Raw genomic sequence first — 20,443 nt, forward strand, 5'->3', positions numbered from 1 at the left:
CAATACCAGCACCGATGCGCGGATAGGCGCGTCAGCCGCCCGACCGGCCGCTGCCCATGGCGAGCTTGCGCGCGAAATGGACATCGATGGCGCGGGCGACGCCGCGCGCGATCGCCTGCTGCCCCTCACGCGAGGAGAGGAAAATGGCATCATCGGCATTGCTGATATAGCCGGTCTCGAACAGCACCGAAGGCGTGTCCGGAGCCTTCAGCACCATCAGCGAGGCGAAGCGGTGATAGGCGCTGCGGAACGGCACATAGGGCGCCGCTTCCCGTTGCAGTAGCCGCGCGAAATTGGCCGAAATGTTCATCGATTCCCGCTGCGTCAGATCGATGAGGATCGAGGAGACGTCGCCCGACTGGTTGCCGAGGTTGACGCCGTTGAGCACATCGGCCTTGTTCTCGCGCGCGGCAAGCCGCGCCGCCTCCCGGTCCGATGCGGTTTCCGAGAGGGTATAGACGGTCGCGCCATGGGCATCGGCATTGTCCGCCGAATCGGCATGGACCGAGATGAAGAGATCGGCACCCAGCTTGCGAGCGATGCCATAGCGTTCCTGCAGCACGAGGAAGCGGTCATCGTCGCGGGTCAACGCCACGCGCACCCGGCCGGACTTGACCAGCTGGTCACGGATCGCCTGCGCGATCGCCAGCGTCACATCCTTTTCGCGCTTGCCATTATCCTTGTTGATGGCGCCCGGATCATGACCGCCATGCCCCGCATCGATCACCACCAGCGGGCGCGATCCGTCGCGCACGCCCTCGATCGCGGGCAGATCGACGCCGCGCGCGACCGGCGGGATCGGCACGGTGATCGAATGAATGCGCTTTTGCGGCCGGGCGCTCATATTGGCCGGCGCGTCGAAGCGCAGCCGCCCCTGCCCCACGGCGGTGCGGAACCGGCCGTCGGTCACGTTCTGGAGCGAGAAACTGAGCGACTTGCCGTCGGCCGCGATCTGCGGATCGCCGAGCGTCGCCGGCGTCGTCAGGTCGAGCACGATGCGCGCCATCGTGTCGTTGAGCTGGCCCTGGCGAATGCCGCTGACCACGGCATTGGAACCGGCATAGCCGCTGGCGCCGGCCTGCGCGCCGGAAACGTCGAGCGCGATGCGGCGTGGCCCGTCGAGCAGGAAGGCGGACGCGCCGTCCACCCGATCGTCGAACCGAACGGTGACGCGGTCGCCCTGCACGTCCACAGCCGCGATGCCGCCGGCATCGCCGGGGGTCGCGGCCAGCATCGTCGTTGCCAGCGCAATTATGTTGAGCATGCGCCGCTTGTGCAACGCGCGCCCATCGGCCGTCCAGCCCATTTTCATGACGTCTATCCGTCCAGCGTCCCCACGCTGAATTTCGGATTAAGCATTGCCCGTTGTGACGGGGTAAAATGAGACGGTTAATATGTGTTTCAGCATGAATCCCTGAGCCGCCGATCAACGGTCATCATAAAGACATAATCTTTTCAGGGACCGTTGCTCCCCGCGCCCATGACTGCTACCCCTTCATATTCCGGGAGGACCGACCATATTATTGCGGTCCTTTGCGGGATCTTGATTATATGCATCGGCGCGCGCCTGTCGCTCGAGCCGATGCGCAACAGGTTGACGCTGCATGAGGCATGACTTTCCTTCCACGCTGGCCCCGATACCGGGTGCTGTGGCGTGGATGGTCCGGCCCGGCGCACTGTCCGGCCCTGCCGACGCAGCAGACACGCAATTTTTCCTTCAAACCTGGACGATGCCGCCTCGCGCGCCGAACCCGGCGCGCGCACGGCCGTCCCATCACTATCGCGCGGCGGCCCGGCTCCATGCCTGCGGCCGCCGTCGCCGGAGACACATAAATGACAATGCGTATGCTGATCGATGCGCGCCACCGGGAAGAAACCCGGGTCGCGGTCGTCAAGGGAAACCGGATCGAGGAATTTGACTTCGAATCCGCTGAGCACAAGCAGCTCAAGGGCAATATCTATCTCGCCAAGGTCACCCGCGTAGAGCCTTCGCTCCAGGCGGCCTTCGTCGATTATGGTGGCAATCGCCACGGTTTCCTCGCTTTCAGCGAAATCCATCCCGACTATTACCAGATTCCGCGCGAAGATCGCGAGGCGTTGCTGCGCGAGGAACGCGCGCATGCCGAGGAAGAGGCCGCCCTGCGCGCCGACTATGACGAGGATGAGGACGCCGCCGGGGACGATGGCGTCGAAGTCGTCGAAGCAAGCCATCATGACGATGAGGAAGGCGCCCACGAAGCCGAAGCCAGCGAAGGCGACGGCAACGAAGGCGGCCGTCCCAATCGTCGCAAGCGTGAAAAGGGCGACGACGCGGCCGACGAGCTGCGCCGCAAGCGCATGGCGCTGCGCCGTCGTTACAAGATCCAGGACGTCATCAAGCGCCGCCAGGTGCTGCTGGTGCAGGTCGTCAAGGAAGAGCGTGGCAACAAGGGTGCGGCGCTGACCACCTATTTGTCGCTGGCCGGTCGCTATTGCGTGCTGATGCCCAACACCAGCCATGGTGGCGGCATTTCGCGCAAGATCAGCAATGCGGCCGACCGCAAGCGGCTGAAGTCGATCATTGCCGAAATGGCGCTGCCTTCGTCGATGGGCTGCATCGTGCGCACCGCCGGCCTGCAGCGCACCAAGCCCGAGATCAAGCGCGACTTCGACTATCTTGCCCGGCTGTGGGACGAGATTCGCGAGAAGACGCTGCGCGCCGCCGCGCCCGAGCTGATCCATAACGACAGCGACCTCATCAAGCGGGCGATCCGCGATATCTACAACAAGGATATCGAGGAAGTGATCGTCGAGGGCGAGCATGGCTACAAGGCCGCCAAGGACTTCATGAAGCTGCTGATGCCGAGCCATGCCCGGCGCGTGAAACAATATGCCGACGCGGTGTCGCTGTTCCAGCGCGCCAGCGTCGAGGACCAGCTGGCGGCGATGTACAACCCCGTCGTGCAGCTCAAGTCCGGCGGCTATCTGGTGATCAACCCGACCGAAGCTCTGGTGTCGATCGACATCAACTCGGGTCGGTCGACCCGCGAGCATGGCATCGAGCAGACCGCCGTCGCCACCAATCTGGAAGCCGCGCGCGAGATCGCCCGCCAGCTGCGCCTGCGCGACATGGCAGGCCTGGTCGTCATCGACTTCATCGACATGGAGATGAACTCCAACATCCGCAAGGTCGAGAAGGCGATGAAGGAGGCGCTGAAGGACGATCGCGCCCGCATCCAGGTCGGCCGCATTTCGGGCTTTGGCCTGATGGAAATGAGCCGCCAGCGCCTGCGCACCGGCGTGCTGGAAGCCTCCACCCGCCAGTGCCCGCATTGCGAAGGCACCGGCCTGGTCCGCACCGCATCGTCGGCGGGCCTTGGCGCGCTGCGCATGCTGGAGGAAGAGGCCGCCCGTGGTCGTGGCAGCGTCATCACCCTGCGCGCCAGCCAGGAAGCCGCCTTCTACGTCCTCAACAACAAGCGCCGCGAACTGGACGAGATCGAACAGCGCTATGGCGTGCGCATCGTCGTCCTGCCCGATGGCGAGATTGAGGGCGCCCGCATGTCGGTCGAACCCAGCGGCCCGCGCCCCGAACGCGTCGTCACCTACGCCCCGCTCGCGGAGGAAGAGGATGACCTCGACATGATCGAGGAGGAAGAAGAAGAGGAAGAGGTCGAGGCCGAGGAAGAAGCCGCCCCCGAACGCCAGGAGCGTGGCGACCGCAGTGACCGGGGCGAAGAACGCGAAGGCGGACGCCGCCGTCGCCGTCGTCGCCGTCGTCGCGGTGGCCAGCGCGATGATGCGCCGGGTGAAACCGGCGAAGACAATGGCGCCGAAGATGGTGAGGAAGGCGAGGAATCGGCCGAAGTCGAGACCGATGCCGAGGCTGTTGCCGCAGAGCCGGCCGCCGAGGGCGAGGACGAAGGCGGCAGCCGTCGTCGTGGTCGCCGCGGTCGCCGTGGTGGTCGCCGCCGTCGCGAAGGTGGCGAAGCTGGTGTCGAAAGTGGCGAAGCCGCTGGCGACGACAGCGTCGAAACGGTGATCGAAGCCGAAGCGGCTGCACCTGCCGAGGAGGCTCCGGTTGCCGAAGCGGCCCCGGAAGAAGCCCCGGCCGAGGAAGCGCCCAAGACGCGCCGTCGCCCCCGTGCCCGCAAGGCGAAGGACGCGGCAGTCGAACCGGCTGCTGCCGACGCGACCGAAGCCCCGGCCGAAGTCGTTGCCGAAGCGCCCGCCGCCGAGCCGGTTGCCGAGGAAGCGGCCGAAAAGCCCAAGCCCAAGCGCACCCGCAAGAAGAAGGCGGATGTCGAGGCCGAAGCCGCTGCTGCCGCCGAAGCGCCCGCCGTCGAGGTGGCTGCCGAGGAAGCGGCCGAAAAGCCCAAGCCCAAGCGCACCCGCAAGAAGAAGGTCGAACCAGTCGCCGAGGAAGCCGCCATCGAGGCCGCGCCGGCCGTGACCGAGGTCGCTACCGCACCCGCCGAGGCGCCGACTGCGACTGCCCCGGCCAGCGAAGCCGTCACCGCCGATCCCGCCGCCGAGGCGGAGAGCGACGAGAATGGCGAGCCGCGTCGCGGCTGGTGGCAGCGCACCTTCGGCCAGTAAGGCCAGGGCACAAGCCTGAATGAAACACGCCGCCATCCAGCCCCAGGGGTCGGATGGCGGCGTTTTTCGTGGCTTCACTTGATGTTCAGGGCGAGAAGGGCATAAATCGCGCCAATGCCTGTTCCCCTTCCCCATCAAGGCTTTGCATGATGACGCGGTGGCTGCGCCTTGTCGCGCTCCTGCTGGGGTCGCTGATGCTGATGGCGCGGCCAGCACTGGCCCAGAGCATCCTGCGCGACGCCGAGACCGAAGCGTTCATGGCGGACATGTCGGGCGATCTGGTCAAGGCGGCGGGCATGCAGCCTCGCAATGTCCACGTGATGGTGATCAACGATCCTGAGATCAACGCCTTCGTCGCGGGCGGCCAATATGTCTGGGTGCATAGCGGGCTGATCGCGCAGGCCGACAATGTGAACCAGTTGCAGGGCGTGGTCGCCCATGAACTGGGCCATATCGAAGGCGGCCATGTCATCCGGACCGACGGCATCAAGGAAGCGACCAGCATCACCTTGCTGAGCCTGGTGCTGGGCGCGGCGGCGATCGCGGCGGGCGGCGCAGAGGCCGGCATGGGCATCATGGGCCTGGGCCAGCAGGTCGGCATGTCCAAATATCTCGCTTTCTCGCGCGCGCAGGAAAGCTCCGCCGACCTTGCCGGCGCACGCTATCTGAGCGGCGCGCATCTGAGCGGCAAGGGCAGCCTGGAATTCTTCAAGAAGCTGCAGAATCAGGAATATCGCCTCGCGATCCCACAGGATAACAGCTATGGCCGCACCCACCCGCTGTCGGGCGAGCGCATCAATGTGCTGCGCGAGGTCTATACGGTCGATCCGGCCTGGGACACGCCCCCCAATCCCCAACTGGAAGCGCGGTTCGAGCGGATCAAGGCAAAGCTGATCGGCTTCGTGTCGGAACCGCAGCAGACGCTGCTCAAATATCCCGAGAGCGACCAGTCGATCCCGGCGCATTATGCGCGCGCCTATGCCTGGCATAAAAGTGCCTATCCCGAGAAGGCACTAAGCGAGGCGGACGCGCTGCTGAGCGCGGCGCCGCACGATCCCTATTTCCTGGAGCTGAAGGGCCAGATCCTGCTGGAGAGCGGGCGGCCTGGCGAGGCGATCCCACCACTACGCGAGGCTGTCGCCAAGACGCAGCAGCCGCTGATCGCGGTATTGCTGGGCCATGCCCTGATCGCGACCGAGGACGAGAAAAATTATGCCGAGGCCGAGACCGTGCTGCGCAATGCGATCGCGCGGGACCGCGAAAATCCCTTCGCCTGGTATCAACTGGGCGTCGTCTACGAGCATCGCGGCGACACGCCGCGCGCCGCGCTGGCCAGTGCCGAGCGCTTTTCGATGATCGGCCAGGACAGTATGGCACTACGCAGCGCGGACGCGGCGATGCAGGGTTTGAAGCCCGGAACGGTTGACTATCTGCGGGCGCAGGATATCGCGATGGTCTCGCGGGCTGCCGTCGAGCAGAAGCGGAAGAGAAGATGACAGATCAGACCCGGCCCAGCTTTCGTGCGGCCCTATCCAACAGGAAAATGCAGATGACCCTGGGCGCCCTCGCCTTGATCGCTGGCGCCGCCGGCACCGCCCTTGCCGTGCAGGCGCCCGGCAGCGTCTCCACCGGCGACAAGGCCGCGATCGAAAAGATCGTCCACGACTATATATTGGAGCATCCCGAGATCATCCCGCAGGCGATCGAGAAGCTGCAGGCCAAGCGGATGGAAGGCACGATCGACGCGAATCGCCAGACGATCGAGACGCCCTATGCCGGCGCATGGGAAGGCGCGGCCAATGCCGATGTCACCGTGGTCGAGTTTTTCGACTATGCCTGCGGCTATTGCCGCGCCTCGCTGCCTGACCTTGCCAAGCTGGTCGGCGCCGATGCCAAGGTGAAGATCGTCTATCGCGAACTGCCGATCCTGTCGGAAGAAAGCTCCGACGCCGCCAAGGTGTCGCTGCTGGCAGCCGAGCGCAATCGCTACATGGCCTATCACAAGGCGCTTTATGGCGCCGGCAAGGTGACCCGTGAATCGATCATCGGCGCCGCCACCCAGGCCGGAATCACCAAGGCCGATGCCGAAGCGGCGATGGCGTCGAGCAAATATGATGCGGAACTGCAGTCGAACATCGCGCTCGCCCAGAAGCTGCAGGCCAGCGGCACGCCCACCTTCGTCATCGGGAACCAGGTGCTGAACGGCGCGGTCGGCTATGATTCGCTCAAGGACGCGGTGACGAGCGCCCGCGGGAAATAAGCCCGAGAGCCGTTCGGGCGGGACAAGCAGAGGTTTGCGGGGAAGCGCGGCGCAGCGCCATTGACTTCCCCGCCCCATTTCCCTATCGGACGGCCCCTGACTTGCGGTCGCCCCGTGTGGCGGCCCTTTTTTGTCATACCTGATTCTCTAGTTTGTTTGAGGAATGAACGATGAAGCGCACTTTTCAGCCGAGCAATCTGGTTCGGAAGCGCCGTCACGGTTTTCGCGCTCGCATGGCGACCCCCGGTGGCCGCAACATCATGCGCGCCCGTCGTGCCCGCGGCCGCAAGAGCCTGAGCGCCTGAGCGACCTGACGCCGCCGGCCGCGCCTGCCATCATGGGCAAGCGCGCGGATTTCCTGGCGGCGAATCGGGGCCGACGCGCGCCCATGCCGGGATTCGTCCTGCTGGTGCGTGAGCGCGGCGATGGCGATCCGGCGATGCGTATCGGCATCACGGTGACCAAGAAGATAGGCGGCGCTGTCATCCGCAATCGGATGAAGCGCCGTTTTCGCGTCCTGGCACGCGAATTGCTGCCTGTGCATGGTGTGGCTGGTGCCGACCATGTGCTGATCGGCCGTGCCGAAGGCGTGGAGCGCGACTTCGCGCTGCTGCGCGGCGAACTGGAAAAGGCGCTGGGCAAGATATTGACCCGGCCCGAAGGCCAGGGCCGCCCGCCCCGCCGCAAGGGTGTTTCCCGCCCCGCGCCCCCAGCCGCGAAGACCGGCCAGCCGGCATGATTGCGCGGCTGCTGATCCTGATCGCGCGCGCCTGGCAGCTTGGCCCGTCCCGCATCCTCCCCCCCACTTGCCGCTATGCCCCCTCCTGTTCGGAATATGCGATCCAGGCGGTCGGCAAATATGGTGCGATCAAGGGTAGCTGGCTGGGGTTCAAGCGGCTAATGCGTTGCCACCCATGGGGTGGTTCGGGCTATGACCCGGTCCCCTGAGACATTGACGAGTTTAGACGGCGGAGCCGAATAGCGTGGACGACAAGAAGAATATCATTCTGGCGGTGATCCTGACCGCAGCGATCCTGTTCGGCTGGCCCTATATCTCCGAGCATTTCTTCCCGGCGGCAAACCCGCCCGCGACGAAGATCGAGGGGGGCAAGACCACGCCGCTGACCCCGGCGGGCGAGGCCCCGGCGCAGGACGCGTCGACCGCGATCCGTGACCGCGCACTGGTGCTGAAGGAAAGCCCGCGCGTTGCGATCCGCACGCCCAAGCTGACCGGGTCGATCAACCTGAAGGGCGCGCGCATCGATGATATCGTGCTGCCGACCTACAAGGAGACGATCGCCAAGGATTCGCCGGCGATCCGCCTCTATAGCCCGAGCGGCACCAAGGACGCCTATTTCGCCGGCTTCGGCTGGCAGGGCGAGGGCATCAAGACCCCCGACGCCAACACCGTCTGGACCGCCAGCGGCACCGAACTGACCCCCACCAGCCCGGTCACGCTGAGCTGGAACAATGGCGCGGGCCAGAATTTCGAGATCCGCTATTCGATCGACGAAAATTACATGATCTCCGCCGCGCAGAAGGTGTCGAACAGCGGCACCGGCGCGATCGCGGTCAAATCCTATGGCTATGTCAGCCGCGCGGCTCCGTCGGCCGATCCCGACACCTGGACCATCCATGTCGGCCCGATGGGCGTGTTCAACGGCGCCGCCAATTATGATGTGAACTACAAGGATCTGGAAAAGGGTCCGGCCAGCCAGAGCTTCCAGTCGACTGGCGGCTGGATCGGCTTCACCGACAAATATTGGCTGTCGGCGCTGATCCCCGACCAGAAGGACGCCTTCACCGGCCAGATGCGCAAGGGTGCCGGCACCCAGTTCCAGACCGACATTGCGCTGGCGCCGGTCATGCTGGCCCCCGGCAAGGCGATGACCCAGACCAACCGGCTGTTCGTCGGCGCGAAGGAAGTGAAGACGCTGCAGGCCTATGAGCGCGCCGGCGTGCCGCTGTTCGATCGCGCGATCGACTGGGGCTGGTTCTACTGGTTCGAGCAGCCGATCTTTGCGCTGCTGCACTGGCTGTTCGAGACGCTCGGCAATTTCGGCGTCGCCATCATCTGCCTGACCTTCTGCGTCCGTGCCCTGATGTTCCCGGTCGCTCAGCGCCAGTTCGCCAGCATGGCAGCGATGCGCGCGGTGCAGCCCAAGATGAAGGCGCTGCAGGAGAAATATAAGGACGACAAGCAGCAGCTGCAGCAGAAGATGATGGAGCTGTACAAGCAGGAGAAGGTCAATCCGCTGGCCGGCTGCCTGCCCATCTTCATCCAGATCCCGATCTTCTTCGCGCTGTACAAGGTGCTGCAGCTGACGATCGAAATGCGCCACCAGCCCTTCGTGCTGTGGATCAAGGATCTGTCCGCGCCCGACCCGCTGCACATCCTGAACCTGTTCGGCCTGCTGCCCTTCACCCCGCCATCCTTCCTGGCGATCGGTGTGCTGGCGCTGCTGCTGGGCATTTCGATGTGGCTGCAGTTCAAGCTGAACCCGGCCCAGATGGACCCGATGCAGCAGCAGGTATTCGCGATCATGCCGTGGATGATGATGTTCATCATGGCGCCGTTCGCCGCCGGCCTGCTGGTCTACTGGATCACCAACAACTGCCTGTCGATGGCGCAGCAATGGTGGCTGTACAAGCGCCACCCCGTGCTGAACACCGCGACGGCCACCAAGTAAGGACAAGGAAATCCTCCCCGAAAGGGGGGGATTTTTTCGATATGACAGAAGACGACAACACCGCCCTGATCGAGGAAGCCCGCAAGCTCTTTTCCGGGCCGATCAGCTTCCTCAAATCCGCCCCGACGCTCGACTATCTGCCCGACATGGCGGTGAACGAGGTCGCCTTTGCCGGCCGATCCAATGTCGGCAAATCGTCGCTGCTGAACGCGCTGACCAACCGCAATGGCCTGGCCCGCACGTCGAACACGCCGGGCCGGACGCAGGAACTCAACTTCTTCGACGTCGGCGATCCGCTGCGCTTCCGCCTGGTCGACATGCCCGGCTATGGCTATGCCAAGGCGCCCAAGGATCTGGTCAAGAAGTGGCGGTTCCTGGTGAACGACTATCTGCGCGGTCGCGCGGCGCTCAAGCGTGCGCTGGTGCTGATCGACAGCCGCCATGGCATCAAGGATGTCGACACCGACATGCTGGACATGCTGGACGGCGCGGCGGTCAGCTATCGCATCGTCCTGACCAAGAGCGACAAGATCAAGGCGAGCGAACTGATCGCCGTGACGCAGCGCACCGCCGATGCGATCCGCAAGCGCCCGGCCGCCCATCCCGAGATCATCGCCACGTCGAGCGAGAAGGGCATGGGCATCCCCGAGCTGCGCGCCGCCGTTCTCGAAGCCGTGAGCCAGGGATAAGCCGATGGCCGACGACGACTATGTCTATGACGAAGCCAGCGGCGAATGGATCAGCGCAGCCGATGCCGCCGCCAAGGCCGATGCCGGCGATGCCGTGGAAGTCCGCGATTCGGTCGGCAATTTGCTGGCCGATGGCGACCAGGTGACCCTGATCAAGGATCTGGTCGTGAAGGGCGCCGGCCAGACGCTGAAGCGTGGCACGCTGATCAAGTCGATCCGCCTGACCGGCGACGCGCAGGAAATCGACTGCCGCTATGACGGCATCAAGGGGCTGGTGCTGCGCGCGGAATTCGTGCGCAAGCGCTGAGCGCCTTCAGAACAGGCTATATTGGTCGCTGCCGCGCAGCGGCCATCGCCCCAGCAGCTCATGATGGGTGCGGCCGACATGGCTGCATAGCAGCACGAAATCCTCGACCCGCCAGTGGAAGCCGCTGATCCGTTGGGTGGCCGGCGCGCCGTCGCGATAATAGAGCGTCTGGTGCGGGTTGAAGCTCCAGCCTGAACGGGCGCCCACCCCTGCCCGCTTCATCGCCAACGCCACCTTGCGCTGCAATTCCCGGAGCGGCGGCAGCGCATGGGCTGGCCGCAGCGCGGCCGACCGGCCGCCCTCGCTCAACTGGTCCAGCGACAGGTCGAACGGATCGGCCAGGATGCCGGTAAAACTGCGGTGCATCGCCTTCACCAGCGCATAGGGATAGTCCGGCCAGTCGTCGGTGATCCCCAGCGTGATATGCTGGTGCGCCGGCAGGATACGCTGGGCATCGGGCGCCAGCGTCTCGGCGAAATGGTCGATCTGCCGCGTGATGAGGGTCGGCGGCTTTAGCGCCACGATCAGGCGATAGAGCGACGGCGTGCGGGCAAGCATGGCGAACATCCTCCGAATCGGATTTATGTTCACTATATGTTCTTTTCTTCCTCCTGACGAATCCGACGCATCCGAATCCGCTCTGTCAGCGTTGAACCGGGCAGAAGAGGAGAGCGACCATGGCCCAGCAGACCATCGCCACCCTGGCAGACAAGATGCAGCAGATCGATTTCGCGATGCTGTCCACCCATACCGAGGACGGCCAGATCGGCGCCCGGCCGATGAGCAACAATCAGGACGTCGCCTATGGCGGCGACAGCTATTATTTCACCACCGAAGACACGCTGATGGTGAAGGATATCGAGCGCGATCCGCGGGTCGGCCTGTCCTTCCATGGCAAGGGCGGCCTTCTGGGGCAACGCCCCCTGTTCATCGCGGTCGAGGGCCGCGCCGACCTGATCCGCGACCGCAGTGCATTTGAAGCGCATTGGAACCCGGACCTGGAACGCTGGTTCGCGCAGGGTGCCGACACGCCCGGCCTGGTGATGATCAAGGTCCATGCCGAACGCGCCCATTATTGGGACGGTGAGGATGAAGGCGAGTTGGAGCTGTAGCCGTTACCGCGCGCGCCATAGCCCGTGCCGTTCTGGCGCTTGCCTATGCAGTCGCGGGCGCGGCGCATCTGATGCAGCCGGACGGTTTCGTCGCGATCACGCCGCACTGGGTGCCTGAGCCACAAACCGTCGTCGCGCTGACCGGTATCGCCGAACTGGCCGGGGCTGCTGGGCTGATGATCCTGGCCACGCGCCGCGTCGCCGCGATCGCGCTCGCTCTCTATGCGCTGTGCGTCTGGCCGGCCAATTTCAACCATGCCCTGTATGACATCCCGCTGGGTGGGGTGCATCTGAGTTGGTGGTATCATGGCCCCCGGCTGGCACTCCAACCAGTGATCATCTGGTGGGCACTCTGGGCCGGCGCGGTGATCGACTGGCCGTTTCGCCGACGATAGCGGTCAGGCCTTCGCCAGCAGGTCCGCAATCAGGGCGATCTCGTCGGCGCTGTTGTAGATATGGGGCGAGAAGCGGATGGTCGGCTTGCCGTCCGCCCTGGACGGGGCGACCACCACCTTGCCCTGAGTCCACAGATGATCCCGGATCGCCAGCACATCCTTGCCGGCAAAGGTCGGGGTGATGACCGGGCCGGTCAGGCCCTTGGTGGTCGTGCCGACCAGCTTCGCGCCGGGCAGGCGCAGCACCATGTCGCGCATCTGGTCGCCGATGGTGAAGGCGCGGCGCTCCACCTCCGCCTCGCCGATGGCATCCAGCGCATCGAGCGTCGCGTCGATCGCGATCAGCTTGGGATCGTCACGCTGGCCGAGAATTTCATATTTCTGCGCGGTATCCAGATTCTTCTCGTCGGTCAGCCAATAGCCATGGCTGAGCATGATCGGCTGGAGCTGCGCCTGGCCTTCGCGCCGGACATAGAGGATGCCGCCCTCCAGCGGCCCCATCATCCATTTATGGGTGCTGCCCGAATAGGAATCGACGCCGAGCGCGGGCAGGTCGAGCCGCAGCCAGCCGAAGGTCTGGGCGCCATCGCCATGCAGCCAGATGCCTTTGGGCCGGGTCAACTGCGCGATCTGCGCCAGCGGGAAGATCATGCCGGTGACGTTCGACATGTGCGACAGGAAGATGGCGCGGGTGCGCGGCGTGATCGCGGCGGCGAACAGGTCGACCACCGTCTGGGCAGAAGTCGCATAGACCGGCACCGGCAGGATTTTGAGTAGCAGCCCCTCGCGCGCGGCGCGCAGCTTCCATGTCTCCAGGGTCGAGGGGTGGTTGTGATCGGTCAGGATCACCTCATCCCCTGCCTTGAGCGCCAGGCCGCGCACCGCGACCGTATTCGCCTCGCTGCTGTTGCGGACCAGCGCGATTTCCTGCGCGCTGACGTTCATGCGCTTGCCCAGGCGCGCGCGCAGGGCGTCGGCGGCAACCGGATATCTGGTGCGATACTGGGGCGAGGGATTGGCCTGGAACGCCTGCGTCTCGCGCTCATGCGCGATGATCGCGCTGCGGAAGGCCGGGCCGATATTGGCTGCGTTGAAATAATGGATGTCGGGCGCGAGCAGCAACTGGTCGCGCGTCGCATTGCCCGATGGGGCCGCGCGCGCCGCCAGCGGCAGCGCCGCCCCCACGACCGCCGCCGCCTGCAACAAGCCCCTGCGCGAAACGTCCTTGCTCCGGTCGGTCATGCGATGCCTCCTGCCCTGTTCACCCGATGGACGAACGAACGCGCCAGAATCCCCTAACCCCGACAGGCGCCTAACCCAGACTGGCGGTTGTCTTTCGGGGGGAGCGGCCTAGTGTGGCGGCCAATCCCTATCCCGAACCGTTGAGAGAGCGATGACCCGGCACATTCCATGGATCCTGACCGCGCTGGTGGGCGCGGTGTCGCTGGCGGTCGTCGCGGTCTCGCGCGGCGAGACGGTCAATGCGCTGTGGATCGTGGTCGCATCGGTCAGCTGTTTCCTGGTCGCCTATCGCTATTATGCGCTGTTCATCGCGCGCGAGGTGATGCGGCTCGATCCGGCTCGCCCCACCCCAGCGATCCGCCGCGCCGATGGCCTCGACTATGTCGCGACCGACCGCACCGTGCTGTTCGGCCATCATTTCGCGGCGATCGCCGGCGCGGGGCCGCTGGTGGGGCCGGTGCTGGCGGCGCAGATGGGCTATCTGCCCGGCACGCTGTGGATCATCGCCGGCGTCGTGCTGGCCGGCGCAGTGCAGGATTTCATGGTCCTGTTCATCTCCATGCGCCGCGACGGCAAGTCGCTGGGCGAACTCATCCGCATGGAAATGGGCCAGGTGGCGGGCACCATCGCGCTGTTCGGCGCCTTCATGATCATGGTCATCATCCTCGCCGTGCTGGCGCTGATCGTGGTCAAGGCGCTGGCCGAAAGCCCCTGGGGCATGTTCACCGTCGCGGCCACCGTGCCGCTGGCCATGGCGATGGGCGCCTATACCCGCTGGATTCGTCCCGGCCGGATCGGCGAAGTGTCGATCCTGGGCCTGGTCGGCCTGCTCGCGGCGATCGTCTATGGTCAGGCGATCGCGCAATCGCCAGTCTGGGGGCCGATCTTCACCTTCACGCCCGTGCAACTCTGCTGGATATTGATCGGCTATGGCGCGGTGGCGTCGGTGCTGCCGGTCTGGCTGCTGCTGGCGCCGCGCGATTATCTCTCGACCTTCCTCAAGATCGGGGCGATCGCCGCGCTGGCGATCGGCATCGTCATCATGGCCCCGCCGCTGAAGATGCACGCCGTCACCCAGTTCGCCGCGGGCGGCGGGCCGGTCTGGTCGGGCGGCCTGTTCCCCTTCCTGTTCATCACCATTGCCTGTGGTGCCGTTTCCGGCTTCCATGCGCTGATCGCCAGCGGCACGACGCCCAAGCTGATCGCGACCGAAAGCGACGCGCCGCTGATCGGCTATGGCGCGATGCTGATGGAGGCGTTCGTGGCGATCATGGCGCTGGTCGGCGCGTCGATCCTGGACCCCGGCATCTATTTCACGATGAACAGCCCGGCCGCCGTGATCGGCACCGACCCCGCCAGCGTGTCCGCCGCCGTTACCGCCATGGGCTTCCCAATCAGCCCGGACCTGATCGTCCAGACGGCCAAGGATGTCGGCGAACATACGATCATCAGCCGGGCCGGCGGCGCGCCGACGCTGGCCGTGGCGATGGCGGAAATCTTCAGCCATGTGTTCGGCGGCCCGGCAATGAAGGCCTTCTGGTATCATTTCGCCATCCTGTTCGAGGCTTTGTTCATCCTGACCGCGGTCGATGCGGGCACCCGCGCCGGCCGCTTCATGCTGCAGGATCTGATCGCGCTGGCGGTGCCGAGCTTCAAGGACAGCAAGAGCCAGTTGCCCGGCTTCATCGCCACCGGCCTGTGCGTCGCGGCCTGGGGCTTCTTCCTCTATCAGGGCGTCACCGATCCGCTGGGCGGGGTGAACACGCTGTGGCCGGTATTCGGCATTTCCAACCAGATGCTCGCCGCGATCGCGCTGATGCTGGGCACCGCCGTGCTGTTCCGGATGAAGCGCGACCGCTTCGCCTGGGTGACGATGGTGCCCGCCGCCTGGCTGCTGATCTGCACCTTGTCGGCCGGTTTCCTGAAATTGTTCTCCACCGATGCGAAGGTCGGCTTCCTGGCCCATGCCGCCAAATATGGCGCGGCGCTGGACAAGGGCGAGGTGCTGGCGCCGGCCAAGTCGATGGCGGAAATGCGCCAGATCCTGTTCAACAATTACGTCGATGCCGGGCTGGTCGCGATCTTCCTGGCGGTTGTGCTGGCATTGCTGGTTTTCACCATCCGCACCTGCCTAGCCGCACGCGGTTTCGCCGCGCCGACCGCGCGCGAGATTCCCGCGCAACTGGTCACGACGCCATGAACCATGTCCTCCAGACGCTGCGGCGCATGGCGCATCTGATGGTCGGCCAGCCGGACTATGACGCCTATCTGCGCCATATGCGCGACCATCATCCCGGCCATGCGCCGATGGACCGCACCGCCTTTTTCCGGAACCGACAGGAGGCGCGCTATGGCGGGAAAAATGGCGGAAAATGCTGCTGAACGATTGCGCCTGATCAGCGCTTGGCGTTGAAGCCGGCGACCATGCCGGCGGTGATCGACAGGGCGATTTCCGCCGCGCCGATCGCGCCGATGTCGAGGCCTGCTGGTCCATCGATCCGGGCAAGATCTTCTGCGCCAAAGCCCTGCGCCGCCAGCCGTTCGAGCCGTGCAGCATGGCTGCGCCGCGATCCCAGCGCCGCGACATAGCCGGTTGGTGCAGCGAGCGCGGCGATCAGCGCGGGATCGTCGATCTTGATGTCATGGCTCAAGGTCACGACCGCGGTGGATTCACCAGGATGGCGCGCGGCGATCGCCGCATCGGGCCAGCGATCGTCCAGTTCGATGCCGGGGAAACGCTCTGCCGTCAGAAAGCGACCGCGCGGGTCGATCACCACCGGGGTGACGTCGATCGCCTGCGCCAGCGCGGCCAGCGACTGGGCGATCTGCACCGCGCCGACGATCAGCAGCCGGCGGGGTGGATCATAGCGGTTGAGGAACTGGCCTTCGACCACATCTTCGCGGGTGACGCCGCTGTCCAGATCGGTCGAGAGCGTGAGCGCCCGGCCGCGCGCGCTTTCCGACGCGATCCGGTCGAACAGGTCAGGGGCGAAGCCATCCTCCCCCACCGGCTGCACCAGCACGCTGATCTCCCCGCCACAAGGCAGGCCGACCTCCCACGCATCGCCATCGGCCACGCCATAATGCGCGACATGGCCGGGCCGGCCGGCGATCACCTCGGCGGCGCGCTGCAACACGTCGGTCTCGACGCAGCCGCCCGATATGCTGCCCTCCAGCCGGCCGTCCTGATGGACGATCATGTGGCTGCCACGCGGACGCGGCGCCGATCCCCAGGTCGACACGACGGTTGCGAGCGCCATCGGCGCACCGCGCCATTCGATCGCCTTGCGGATCACCGCGCCATTATCGTTCATGATCCAGCCTTCCCCTGTTTTCCCAGACATAGGAAAGGCATGGCGCCTTTCAAAGACGGATCAGGCTTCTCAGACCAGCCGCCTGCCTGTCCAGACGACCCGGCCGACGATCGCCACCATCGCCGGATCGATATCGGTCCAGTCGGGATAATGGGGATTGTCGCTCAATACGCTGAACCGGCCGCGCAATGGCCCCATCGCCACCCGCTTGACCATCAGCACGCCGTCGAGCCGCAGCACATAGACGCCATCACGCAGGCGATCGGCATCATCCTCATGATCGACCATGATGTCGTCGCCATCGTTGAGCGTGGGCGCCATCGATTCGCCATCGACCCGGATGATCGACACGCGCTGCGGCCGCACGCCCAGATGCCGCAGCCATTGCGCGTCGAACGCCATCACACCGGATGCGCGCTCATCCTCATCCAGCGAGCCGGCCCCGGCCGAAGCGCCGAGCGACAGGCGCGGCACCGCAACCACCGCAGGCAGGCCGCGCACGCGCGGGATCGGTGCGCCGGCTGGCAGCGGACTGCCCAGCATCGTTTCCGCCACGCCGAAATAGCGCGCCAGAATGCGTCGATCCGCCTCGTCCAGCTTACGCGGCGTGCCGCGCTTGATGAACTGCTGGATATAGGCGGGATTGCGCCCGATCAGCCGCGACAGATCGGCATAATTTTCCCCACGTTCGACGATCAGCCGATCGAGGGCAGTCCGGGCGTCCTGCGCTTCATCCATGTTGCATCCATAATGATAGGAATTTTCCTAGACAAGTAGGAAAATGAATATGAGATAGGAAATTGCCTATCGATTCGCAGGGGGCGAATCGGCTCGAAAGAGGAGAGTTCCGTCCATGCTGTTGCGCACGATCGAGAAATTCCTGCGGGATCATCAGATAGCGCCGACCCGATTTGGCCGCGACGCCGTGCGCGATCCGCGCCTGGTCTTCGACCTGCGCATGGGGCGCGATCCGGGCGATCGGGTAAAGAGACGAATAGAACATTTCATGAACGAATATCGCAGGAGCGTGAGCCAATGACAAGCGCCGACATGCTGCGCACGAGCGCAAATCTGGTCCGTAATCGAGCGGGAGAACGGCGCGAGGCCGATCCGCTGGCCCAGTTGCTGGTCCAGCTGATCGCCCGGATCGGCGAGCCTGCGACGGTCGAGCGCGCGGTCAGCCGCCCCTGGGCCAGCGCCCTGTTCGAGGGGCGCCGCCATGTCATCCTGTTGCGGGTGGCGGGCGGCAGCCTGCGCGCGCGCCGGGACGCGCTGGCGCACGAATTGCAGGATGCCGAATGGACTTTGCCGGGCCATTTCGTCGCCGACATGGTGATCGACGACCTGCGCGGCGATGCGGAGGGCGAATGGATCGAGCTGTCCGCCCTCACCATCCGCGACTGGTAGCCTGATCGTTTAGCGCGGGCGGCCGGTCATGGTGCGCAGCGTGCCGAGCGCGGCACGCAGCGCATCCTCGACATCCTCCGACACCGCCTCGCGCACCGGCACCGCCGAAGCGATCGGCATGTCGGCGATGACGCGCGGCGCGGTCGCCGGCCGGCCACGCTGGACCAGCGCCCGCTCCAGCCGCTCGGTCAGTTCGGTGATCGACAGGCTGTCGATGCTGCGCGGGGTCGGAGCGGGCGATGCCTCCGCCCTCGGAACAAAAGGTGCGGGTTCAGGTGCAGGATCGAACGCCTGGATCGGTTCTTCGATCACCGGTTCCGGGACGAAGGCATGGGCCTGCTCAACGATCGGCTCCGGTGCGATATCGGTCGGCTCTTCATCGAAGGCGGCAAATTCCGCCGCTGCCTCTTCTTCCCAGGGCTCGAATATAGCGTCTTCCGGCGGCGCGAACGGCGCGCGGCCGAGCGGGATCGGAACGGCCGACAGGGTCGGCATGGCGTCGAACGGACGCGAGAAACCCGGCGCCGGTGCGATGGCCATATCCTCGACCGGTGCCTCTTCATGCGGGGTCGGCATGGCAAAGGCGGCTGGCGTCTCCATGCGCACCACAGTCGCCGTCACCGGCTCTACCGGATCGCTATCGACCACCAGACGACGACGCCCCGATTCCGGGCGCGCGAAGATATCGGCGCCACCAAAGTCGCGGCTGGCAAAGATCGGAGGACGGGGCGGCGCATCGGGATGCGCGTCGGCACGGCGCTGGGTAGGCGCAGCCTCTTCGGCAGCGGGCACATTGCGTCCGCGGGCAAGCGCGGTCAGCTTGGCAAATGCGAAACCCATTTTTCTTGCTCCTTGGGCGTCTGGATGACGCCTTCCGCTTATTCTCAAGCGCCTGTGCGGCGCATCCGATCCATTTCGCCGCACCGCGGCCACAATTCCTACACTCATCAGCGCTGCGAAACCGGCCAGCAGCAATCTTGCCTTCATGCCCAGCGGCGGACCGGCCGCCGGGATCGTCTCGCTCAGGCCGCTCGACGCGACCAGCATTTCCACCCAGCCGACCGGCAGGGTCAGCACCACCAGGGCGCCGCCGCCTGCCGCGGCCAATGCCATGATGGCCAGTCCCCGCATGGACGGTGTGAACTTCGGCATCGCCGCCGTTCCTCAGGCCGCCTTTGCGGTCGAGTCGCGTCCCAGAAGTCGCTGGTAAACAGGCTCATAACGCAAAATGTTTGACGACCAGTTACGCTCCCTCTCGACGAAATCGCGCGCGACGATACGGCGTTCGTCCCAGAAGCCGCGATCCGCAAACATGCCGGCAAGCGCCTGCGCGATCGCGGCCGGATCGTCCGGCGCGAACAGGGTGCCGGTCACGCCATCCTCGATCAGTTCGCGATGGCCGCCGACGCTCGACGCAGCGACGAGTCGGCCCTGCGCCATCGCCTCCAGCGGCTTCAAGGGCGTCACCAGATCGGTGAGGCGCATCGCCTTGCGCGGATAGGCAAGGACATCGACCTGGGCATAATAATGTTCGACCTGGTCGTGCGGCACCCGGCCGACAAAGACAATATGGTCAGTGAAAGGCGAGGCCAGCGCCTGGTCGCGCAGCGCCTGTTCCATGGGTCCGCCGCCGACCAGCAGCAGCTTGGCCCTGGGCCGCGCCCGCACGAGTCGCGGCATGGCGGCGATCAGATCGTCCAGCCCTTCATAATCATAGAAGCTGCCGATGAAGCCGACGACATCGGCGCCTTCCAGCCCCAGCTTCGCGGTCAGGGCGGGATCACGCGGCACCGGCGCGCCGAACTGATCAAGATCGACGCCATTGGGCGACACGGTGATCTTGGCCGCGTCGATTCCGCGCGCGACCAGATCGGACCGCAGCCCTTCGCAGATGACGGCAACCGCGTCGGCGGCACGGACTGCATGGGTTTCGAGCTGGCGGGTCAGCCAGTAGCGCGGGCTGCCTTCGGTGCCGGTGCCGTTACCGACTGCCGCATCCTCCCAGAAGGCGCGAATCTCGTAGATCAGGGGAATGCCGTGGCGGCGCGCGACTCGCTGCGCGGCCATGGCATTGAGCACCGGTGAATGGGCATGGATGATGTCGGGCCGCCACTGGCGCACCAGCGACTCGATCGCATCGGCATGGGCGGATATGTCGCGCCATTCGCGCAGCAGCGCATTGCCGCCGGCCGCTTCGCCCGGCGTGCGGTGGAAATGCAGGCCGTCGACCAGTTCCTCCTGCGGCCCCGCCGCGACATGGCGCCGGCCGGTAAGGCCGCGCACATCCCAGCCCTTGGCCAGTTGCGCCCGCAGGATCGCCCGCGTGCGGAACGTGTAGCCGCTGTGCATCGGCAGGCTGTGATCGAGAACGTGAAGGATACGAGTCATAGCGGTAACTTTTTGCCGAAAAAGGTTTAACGCCCCGTCAACTCTGTCACGCTAGGGATTT

At 65.4% G+C, this 20,443-nt stretch carries 22 protein-coding genes; 15 read left to right on the forward strand and 7 right to left on the reverse strand.

Annotated elements, in window-relative coordinates; all coding sequences use genetic code 11:
- Positions 1-31: 31 nt before the first annotated feature.
- Positions 32-1,312, reverse strand: coding sequence for an N-acetylmuramoyl-L-alanine amidase (locus tag N6H05_RS00350; RefSeq protein WP_284112257.1), 1,281 nt, complete (start codon positions 1,310-1,312; stop codon positions 32-34).
- A 521-nt stretch (positions 1,313-1,833) separates the two neighbouring features.
- Between N6H05_RS00350 and N6H05_RS00355 the strand changes: the two genes are divergently transcribed.
- The 9 genes from N6H05_RS00355 (at position 1,834) to N6H05_RS00395 (ending at position 10,524) form a co-directional block, all read left to right on the forward strand.
- Positions 1,834-4,578 carry an Rne/Rng family ribonuclease gene (locus N6H05_RS00355; protein WP_284112258.1) on the forward strand — a complete coding sequence of 915 codons (2,745 nt, stop codon included), beginning with the start codon at positions 1,834-1,836 and terminating at the stop codon, positions 4,576-4,578.
- Positions 4,579-4,727: 149 nt separating this feature from the next.
- Positions 4,728-6,074, forward strand: a complete 1,347-nt coding sequence (locus N6H05_RS00360) for a M48 family metalloprotease (RefSeq protein WP_284114313.1) — start codon at positions 4,728-4,730, stop codon at positions 6,072-6,074.
- The gene (locus N6H05_RS00365; RefSeq protein ID WP_170978344.1) at positions 6,071-6,838 is read left to right on the forward strand and encodes a DsbA family protein; all 768 of its coding nucleotides are present in this window, start codon (positions 6,071-6,073) and stop codon (positions 6,836-6,838) included. The genes N6H05_RS00360 and N6H05_RS00365 overlap by 4 nt, the downstream gene beginning before the upstream one ends.
- Positions 6,839-7,008: 170 nt before the next feature.
- The gene (gene rpmH / locus N6H05_RS00370; protein ID WP_004210039.1) at positions 7,009-7,143 is read left to right on the forward strand and encodes a 50S ribosomal protein L34; all 135 of its coding nucleotides are present in this window, start codon (positions 7,009-7,011) and stop codon (positions 7,141-7,143) included.
- Positions 7,144-7,175: 32 nt separating this feature from the next.
- Positions 7,176-7,577: a ribonuclease P protein component gene (rnpA, locus tag N6H05_RS00375; protein WP_284112259.1), complete on the forward strand. Its 402-nt coding sequence runs from the start codon at positions 7,176-7,178 to the stop codon at positions 7,575-7,577.
- Positions 7,574-7,786 carry a membrane protein insertion efficiency factor YidD gene (gene yidD / locus N6H05_RS00380; RefSeq protein ID WP_004210035.1) on the forward strand — a complete coding sequence of 71 codons (213 nt, stop codon included), beginning with the start codon at positions 7,574-7,576 and terminating at the stop codon, positions 7,784-7,786. Before rnpA ends, yidD begins: the two co-directional genes overlap by 4 nt.
- Before the next feature lie 35 nt (positions 7,787-7,821).
- Entirely contained in the window at positions 7,822-9,528 is a 1,707-nt protein-coding gene (yidC, locus tag N6H05_RS00385; protein ID WP_284112260.1) for a membrane protein insertase YidC, read from the forward strand.
- Positions 9,529-9,569: 41 nt separating this feature from the next.
- On the forward strand, positions 9,570-10,217 hold the full coding sequence (gene yihA / locus N6H05_RS00390) for a ribosome biogenesis GTP-binding protein YihA/YsxC (protein ID WP_284112261.1): 648 nt from the start codon (positions 9,570-9,572) through the stop codon (positions 10,215-10,217).
- Positions 10,218-10,221: 4 nt separating this feature from the next.
- Positions 10,222-10,524 (forward strand): alkylphosphonate utilization protein, encoded by a 303-nt coding sequence (locus tag N6H05_RS00395; RefSeq protein ID WP_010336895.1) that lies wholly within the window; start codon positions 10,222-10,224, stop codon positions 10,522-10,524.
- A gap of 6 nt (positions 10,525-10,530) precedes the next feature.
- On the opposite strand, the gene N6H05_RS00400 is transcribed toward N6H05_RS00395, so the two are convergent.
- Positions 10,531-11,082: a 2'-5' RNA ligase family protein gene (locus N6H05_RS00400; RefSeq protein ID WP_284112262.1), complete on the reverse strand. Its 552-nt coding sequence runs from the start codon at positions 11,080-11,082 to the stop codon at positions 10,531-10,533.
- A gap of 119 nt (positions 11,083-11,201) precedes the next feature.
- Between N6H05_RS00400 and N6H05_RS00405 the strand changes: the two genes are divergently transcribed.
- Positions 11,202-11,636: a pyridoxamine 5'-phosphate oxidase family protein gene (locus N6H05_RS00405; protein ID WP_004210025.1), complete on the forward strand. Its 435-nt coding sequence runs from the start codon at positions 11,202-11,204 to the stop codon at positions 11,634-11,636.
- A 71-nt stretch (positions 11,637-11,707) separates the two neighbouring features.
- Complete coding sequence (locus tag N6H05_RS00410; protein ID WP_284112263.1) at positions 11,708-12,031, forward strand: DoxX family protein; 324 nt, start codon at positions 11,708-11,710, stop codon at positions 12,029-12,031.
- A gap of 3 nt (positions 12,032-12,034) precedes the next feature.
- Here N6H05_RS00410 and N6H05_RS00415 read toward each other — a convergent pair whose 3' ends face one another.
- Positions 12,035-13,273, reverse strand: a complete 1,239-nt coding sequence (locus N6H05_RS00415; protein ID WP_284112264.1) for an aminotransferase class V-fold PLP-dependent enzyme — start codon at positions 13,271-13,273, stop codon at positions 12,035-12,037.
- A gap of 151 nt (positions 13,274-13,424) precedes the next feature.
- Here N6H05_RS00415 and N6H05_RS00420 point away from each other — a divergent pair, with 151 nt between their 5' ends.
- Positions 13,425-15,473 (forward strand): carbon starvation CstA family protein, encoded by a 2,049-nt coding sequence (locus N6H05_RS00420; protein ID WP_284112265.1) that lies wholly within the window; start codon positions 13,425-13,427, stop codon positions 15,471-15,473.
- Positions 15,470-15,655: a YbdD/YjiX family protein gene (locus N6H05_RS00425; protein WP_284112266.1), complete on the forward strand. Its 186-nt coding sequence runs from the start codon at positions 15,470-15,472 to the stop codon at positions 15,653-15,655. Before N6H05_RS00420 ends, N6H05_RS00425 begins: the two co-directional genes overlap by 4 nt.
- A 14-nt stretch (positions 15,656-15,669) precedes the next feature.
- On the opposite strand, the gene N6H05_RS00430 is transcribed toward N6H05_RS00425, so the two are convergent.
- The gene (locus N6H05_RS00430; protein WP_284112267.1) at positions 15,670-16,587 is read right to left on the reverse strand and encodes an XdhC family protein; all 918 of its coding nucleotides are present in this window, start codon (positions 16,585-16,587) and stop codon (positions 15,670-15,672) included.
- A 69-nt stretch (positions 16,588-16,656) separates the two neighbouring features.
- On the reverse strand, positions 16,657-17,325 hold the full coding sequence (locus N6H05_RS00435; protein WP_284112268.1) for a S24 family peptidase: 669 nt from the start codon (positions 17,323-17,325) through the stop codon (positions 16,657-16,659).
- A 115-nt stretch (positions 17,326-17,440) separates the two neighbouring features.
- Between N6H05_RS00435 and N6H05_RS00440 the strand changes: the two genes are divergently transcribed.
- Positions 17,441-17,626 (forward strand): hypothetical protein, encoded by a 186-nt coding sequence (locus N6H05_RS00440; RefSeq protein WP_099231956.1) that lies wholly within the window; start codon positions 17,441-17,443, stop codon positions 17,624-17,626.
- A complete protein-coding gene (locus N6H05_RS00445) occupies positions 17,623-17,994 on the forward strand; it encodes a hypothetical protein (RefSeq protein WP_284112269.1) in 372 nt (123 codons plus the stop codon). Before N6H05_RS00440 ends, N6H05_RS00445 begins: the two co-directional genes overlap by 4 nt.
- Positions 17,995-18,003: 9 nt before the next feature.
- Here N6H05_RS00445 and N6H05_RS00450 read toward each other — a convergent pair whose 3' ends face one another.
- The gene (locus N6H05_RS00450) at positions 18,004-19,146 is read right to left on the reverse strand and encodes a hypothetical protein (RefSeq protein WP_284112270.1); all 1,143 of its coding nucleotides are present in this window, start codon (positions 19,144-19,146) and stop codon (positions 18,004-18,006) included.
- 12 nt (positions 19,147-19,158) lie between these two features.
- Positions 19,159-20,382, reverse strand: a complete 1,224-nt coding sequence (locus N6H05_RS00455; RefSeq protein ID WP_284112271.1) for a TIGR04063 family PEP-CTERM/XrtA system glycosyltransferase — start codon at positions 20,380-20,382, stop codon at positions 19,159-19,161.
- Positions 20,383-20,443 lie beyond the last annotated feature (61 nt).

This window comes from Sphingobium sp. WTD-1 (assembly GCF_030128825.1).
Classification (GTDB): Bacteria; Pseudomonadota; Alphaproteobacteria; order Sphingomonadales; family Sphingomonadaceae; genus Sphingobium.

What these genes read in the sequence shown, in the direction of transcription:
- N6H05_RS00350 (WP_284112257.1), bottom strand. Translation starts at nt 1,312, where the DNA reads ATGAAAATGGGCTGGACGGCCGATGGGCGCGCGTTGCACAAGCGGCGC.
- N6H05_RS00355 (WP_284112258.1), top strand. Translation starts at nt 1,834, where the DNA reads ATGACAATGCGTATGCTGATCGATGCGCGCCACCGGGAAGAAACCCGG.
- N6H05_RS00360 (WP_284114313.1), top strand. Translation starts at nt 4,728, where the DNA reads ATGACGCGGTGGCTGCGCCTTGTCGCGCTCCTGCTGGGGTCGCTGATG.
- N6H05_RS00365 (WP_170978344.1), top strand. Translation starts at nt 6,071, where the DNA reads ATGACAGATCAGACCCGGCCCAGCTTTCGTGCGGCCCTATCCAACAGG.
- rpmH (WP_004210039.1), top strand. Translation starts at nt 7,009, where the DNA reads ATGAAGCGCACTTTTCAGCCGAGCAATCTGGTTCGGAAGCGCCGTCAC.
- rnpA (WP_284112259.1), top strand. Translation starts at nt 7,176, where the DNA reads ATGGGCAAGCGCGCGGATTTCCTGGCGGCGAATCGGGGCCGACGCGCG.
- yidD (WP_004210035.1), top strand. Translation starts at nt 7,574, where the DNA reads ATGATTGCGCGGCTGCTGATCCTGATCGCGCGCGCCTGGCAGCTTGGC.
- yihA (WP_284112261.1), top strand. Translation starts at nt 9,570, where the DNA reads ATGACAGAAGACGACAACACCGCCCTGATCGAGGAAGCCCGCAAGCTC.
- N6H05_RS00395 (WP_010336895.1), top strand. Translation starts at nt 10,222, where the DNA reads ATGGCCGACGACGACTATGTCTATGACGAAGCCAGCGGCGAATGGATC.
- N6H05_RS00400 (WP_284112262.1), bottom strand. Translation starts at nt 11,082, where the DNA reads ATGCTTGCCCGCACGCCGTCGCTCTATCGCCTGATCGTGGCGCTAAAG.
- N6H05_RS00405 (WP_004210025.1), top strand. Translation starts at nt 11,202, where the DNA reads ATGGCCCAGCAGACCATCGCCACCCTGGCAGACAAGATGCAGCAGATC.
- N6H05_RS00410 (WP_284112263.1), top strand. Translation starts at nt 11,708, where the DNA reads ATGCAGCCGGACGGTTTCGTCGCGATCACGCCGCACTGGGTGCCTGAG.
- N6H05_RS00415 (WP_284112264.1), bottom strand. Translation starts at nt 13,273, where the DNA reads ATGACCGACCGGAGCAAGGACGTTTCGCGCAGGGGCTTGTTGCAGGCG.
- N6H05_RS00420 (WP_284112265.1), top strand. Translation starts at nt 13,425, where the DNA reads ATGACCCGGCACATTCCATGGATCCTGACCGCGCTGGTGGGCGCGGTG.
- N6H05_RS00425 (WP_284112266.1), top strand. Translation starts at nt 15,470, where the DNA reads ATGAACCATGTCCTCCAGACGCTGCGGCGCATGGCGCATCTGATGGTC.
- N6H05_RS00430 (WP_284112267.1), bottom strand. Translation starts at nt 16,587, where the DNA reads ATGAACGATAATGGCGCGGTGATCCGCAAGGCGATCGAATGGCGCGGT.
- N6H05_RS00435 (WP_284112268.1), bottom strand. Translation starts at nt 17,325, where the DNA reads ATGGATGAAGCGCAGGACGCCCGGACTGCCCTCGATCGGCTGATCGTC.
- N6H05_RS00440 (WP_099231956.1), top strand. Translation starts at nt 17,441, where the DNA reads ATGCTGTTGCGCACGATCGAGAAATTCCTGCGGGATCATCAGATAGCG.
- N6H05_RS00445 (WP_284112269.1), top strand. Translation starts at nt 17,623, where the DNA reads ATGACAAGCGCCGACATGCTGCGCACGAGCGCAAATCTGGTCCGTAAT.
- N6H05_RS00450 (WP_284112270.1), bottom strand. Translation starts at nt 19,146, where the DNA reads ATGCCGAAGTTCACACCGTCCATGCGGGGACTGGCCATCATGGCATTG.
- N6H05_RS00455 (WP_284112271.1), bottom strand. Translation starts at nt 20,382, where the DNA reads ATGACTCGTATCCTTCACGTTCTCGATCACAGCCTGCCGATGCACAGC.